3 protein-coding genes and 1 pseudogene are annotated in these 3660 nt (G+C 66.9%); 3 read left to right on the top strand and 1 reads right to left on the bottom strand.

What is annotated here, in order from left to right; genetic code table 11:
- Positions 1-889 (top strand): annotated as a pseudogene (locus tag PGX04_RS32680) (thermonuclease family protein); the annotation flags it as partial.
- Positions 890-895: 6 nt separating this feature from the next.
- On the opposite strand, the gene PGX04_RS32675 reads toward PGX04_RS32680, so the two are convergent.
- A complete protein-coding gene (locus PGX04_RS32675; RefSeq protein ID WP_273742280.1) occupies positions 896-1990 on the bottom strand; it encodes a glutamate--cysteine ligase family protein in 1095 nt (364 codons plus the stop codon).
- A gap of 343 nt (positions 1991-2333) precedes the next feature.
- Between PGX04_RS32675 and PGX04_RS32670 the strand changes: the two genes are divergently transcribed.
- Together PGX04_RS32670 and PGX04_RS32665 are read left to right on the top strand one after the other, a co-directional pair.
- Positions 2334-2942 (top strand): NAD(P)/FAD-dependent oxidoreductase, encoded by a 609-nt coding sequence (locus tag PGX04_RS32670; RefSeq protein WP_273742279.1) that lies wholly within the window; start codon positions 2334-2336, stop codon positions 2940-2942.
- A 115-nt stretch (positions 2943-3057) separates the two neighbouring features.
- Positions 3058-3660, top strand: a 603-nt coding sequence (locus PGX04_RS32665; RefSeq protein ID WP_273742278.1) for a VOC family protein, incomplete at its 3' end; no start/stop codon positions are given.

Below are 3660 nucleotides of genomic sequence, written 5' to 3'. Positions count from 1 at the left end.
AATTCGCAACGAGTCCGTCGAGGCACTGTTCGTCCCGTCGGCCCGGAGCATTCGCAGCGCTCGGGGCCGGAACGGCGGTCGTGTTCGGGACGACCGAGTGGCAGTGTCGGCGGCCCCGAGCGCCGAGCAGCGCCTCGAGGGCGATGGCGTCTCGTACGACGGCGACGTTCCGCTGGTCGGGATCGACGATCGCCGTCGGGTCGCGCTCGTCGGTGGCCTGCTGATCGACGAAAGCTACGAGCAGGGCGAGGGTTTCGGTGCGGACACGAGCGGCTACGGTAACTTCCCGTTCCTGACGAATCTGATCGACCACCTCTCGGAGACCGACGGCGACGTGATACTCGCCGGCGGCCAGGGCCAGTTCAACGCCGAGGGATCGCTCTCCCTCGAGGACTGCAAGTACTACCTCCGCTATCTGGAGGGGGTCGACGCGCGGCTCCGCCAGATAAACGATCTGGAACGGACGCTGCCCGACGAGTCGGAGCCCCCGCGTGCCGTCTTGCTCTCCGCGCCCGCGCGGGAACTCGAGTTCGGGGAGCTCCTCGCGTTGCGCGAGTATCGGAACGAGGGCGGTGCGGTCGTCCTGCTCGGCAGCGCGGCGGCTGACGCCGATCACACGCGGAATCTGAATCGGCTCGCCGCCCGGCTCGAGACGGACCTCCGGTTCAACGAGGATCGGATCGTCGATGCGGAACGGAACCTCGCAGACGATCCCGCGGTCCTCGAGACGGTGGCGTTCAATGACTCGTTCCCGCTGTTCGAGGCCTCCGATCCGTCGGACCGCACGGACGAAGACGACGAGGCCGACGAGGCACCCGGAAACAGCGACCACGCGCGGGGCCACCGCGAAACCGGTCCCGGAAATAGCGGAAACGCGCCCGGCCGATAACCCGATTCAGGCGCGAACGCGGCGCTGCTCGAGGTCGGCCTCGAGTCGGTTCGCGGCTTCGAGCCGCAGTTTCTTCGCGCGCCGCTCGGTGATTCGCGAGTCGGTCATGCGGTCCGCGAGCGGGTCGTACTCCGCGGGCGTGAATCCGATTCCGCGCAGATAGCGCCGGACTCTCGGCTCCTCGAGGCCGTCGTGGATGGCCGCATCCGTCATCGACTCGACGGCGTCGAACTCGGGGAGACGGAGCGGTCTGTCGGCGGCTGCATCCGATCGGGTAATCCGTTCCGAACCGCCGATGACCGTCCCGTGCTCGTCCGCGCAGGTGACGATCGATCGCACCTCGTTCGCGAGCCGGAGCACCTGGCTCGGTAGGGCTGCGTCCGGCGAGCGCCACTCGACCGTGGGCATCGCTTTGCGCAGCCGGACCGGGTTCCAGACCGCCTCGTAGGGGCTGAACTCGTTCTCGAACGCGTCCATATCGACGCCGCGCTCGAGCGCCCGCTCGCGGAACGAGTCGTAGGCCTCCTCGAGGCGCTGCTCCCACTCGGCGACGCTGTCGACGTAGGACTGGAGCTGGCCCTGTTCGGGACAGGGGTCGTAACACGAGCGCCGGTAGAGGAAGGGGCGGGCGCACTCGAGGATGCGTTCGCCGCGGTAGTGCGCCGAACTGTTGACCAGCGCGAACGCCGGATCGATCGCGGTCAGGGCGTTGAGCTGGTCGGCGACGTTCGACCGCTCGAAGTGGACGTGCGTGCCGGCGCAGACGCGGGCGTCGTCGAACGTCGGCCCGACGATCCGTCGCTGGAGGTCGGTCCCCTCCTTGTCGCGGTAGGGGATGTCCGCGGGTGCGGTGTTCAGCGGCGTCGCGAGCGGGACGAGTCGCCTGTTTCGATCGCGTGCCGCGTCGACGACGCGGCTGATCAGGTCGACGAATTCCCTGCGGAGCTCGGCCATCGATCCACAGGGGGTCGTCTTGATCTCGAGCATCGGCTCGACGAACTCGGGGTCGACCTGCTCCGAAACGTCGAGCAGTGTGTCGGGTGAGACGAGGTCGCCGGCGTCGTCGACGACCCAGTACTCCACCTCGAGGCTGGTGTTCATGGATGTGTCCGTTGGTATGCGGTGTCTGCTCCTCGAGCAAGCCGTCACCGGGCCGCGGCTGGCGGACGGCGGTCGGCGAGCGCCCGTCCCAGCGGGCTGAGACGGGCCGGGGAGTTCGCGTCGACCCGGCCGTCCGCCGATAATTCTCCTGTTGGATACGGTCGTAAGAACGAGGTACGCGAATGAATTGAGCCTGCGTGCGCAGGTCGTGCTGTCCGTTGGCAGCGCGCGCGACCGTTCAAACGCGTGATCTGTGGCAATCCATGACACTGACACTGGTGTTACGTGGTAGCTTCGGGGTTGCTGGGGATTGATATCCTTCCAGTAACACTATGTAACTACGATGAGCGACGAGACGACTACGGACGATGCGACAGTGATCGTTGTCGGCGGCGGCCCCGCCGGACTGAGTGCGGCCCTCTTTACCGCGAAGAACGGGCTCGAGACGACGGTGTTCGACACCGACGAGACGTGGATGCACAAGGCCCACCTGTTCAACTACCTCGGCATCGGCTCGGTCGGCGGCAGCGAGTTCATGGCCACGGCTCGACAGCAGGTCGACGACTTCGGCGTCGACCGTCGGCAGGGCGAGGAAGTGACCGGCGTCAGCGAAGCCGGCGACGGCTTTAGTGTCGAGACCGAGGCGGGCAGCTACGAGGCCGACTTCGTCGTCCTCGCGACCGGTGCGAACCGCGAACTGGCCGAGGGTCTCGGCGTGGCGTTCACCGACGAGGACATCGTCGACGTCGGCGTCGAGATGGAGACCTCCGTTTCGGGCGCGTACGCGACCGGCGCGATGGTTCGTCCCGAGGAGTGGCAGGCCGCCATCGCCGTCGGCGACGGGGCCGCCGCAGCACTCAACATCCTCTCGAGCGTAAAGGGCGAACACTACCACGACTTCGACGTTCCCGACGACGCCGCGCGCGTCTTCGGCGAACACGTCGCGGAGTAGTCACGTCGACGCCGGCGTCTTCGCGGAGTAGTTACGGAGACGCCGGACTCGCGACCGAGCCGATCGAATTCGAACCCACCTCGGTCGGATGCACGACCGATTCGATTCACCCACCATGCCTACCGAACCCACCAATCCAGTCACGCCGGAACTGCCCGACAGCCCCGTCCACACGACGGGGACCGACCACATCACCATCTGGGGGAGCAACGAGGCCGAGACGATCGAGTTCTACCAGGACCTGCTCGGAATGCCGCTGGTGCTCCGCCAACCCAACCTCGACGACCCCTCGCAGACGCACCTCTTCTTCGATACCGGTGACGGTCGCATCCTGACGTTCTTCGTCAGCGACGACCGACCGTCGAACCGGCGCGGTCAGCGCGGCGGGACCGGTGCCGTCCACCACCTCTGTTTCAGCGTCGACCCCGACGAGTACGAGGACACGATGGACGCGCTTGAGGACGCGGGCCACCAGTACAACGTCTTCGACCGGGGCATCTTCCACTCGATCTACACCACGGACAACAACGGCCTCGTCATCGAACTCTCGACGGACAAGTACGAGGTGCCCGATGACCGCCGCGGCGAGGTGCTCGCGAAAGCGCAGGAACTCCGCGAGGAAGACGGCGCCGACTACGCCAAGGACGAACACCTCCGCGGTGCGATCGAGGCGCTCGGCCTCGAGCTGATCGAACACGACCTGCCCGAGGCCAGCGCC

The sequence above is a fragment of the Natrinema soli genome (assembly GCF_028618695.1).
This window is presented reverse-complemented; position numbering and strand designations above follow the sequence as displayed.

What these genes read in the sequence shown, in the direction of transcription:
- PGX04_RS32675 (WP_273742280.1), bottom strand. Translation starts at nt 1,990, where the DNA reads ATGAACACCAGCCTCGAGGTGGAGTACTGGGTCGTCGACGACGCCGGC.
- PGX04_RS32670 (WP_273742279.1), top strand. Translation starts at nt 2,334, where the DNA reads ATGAGCGACGAGACGACTACGGACGATGCGACAGTGATCGTTGTCGGC.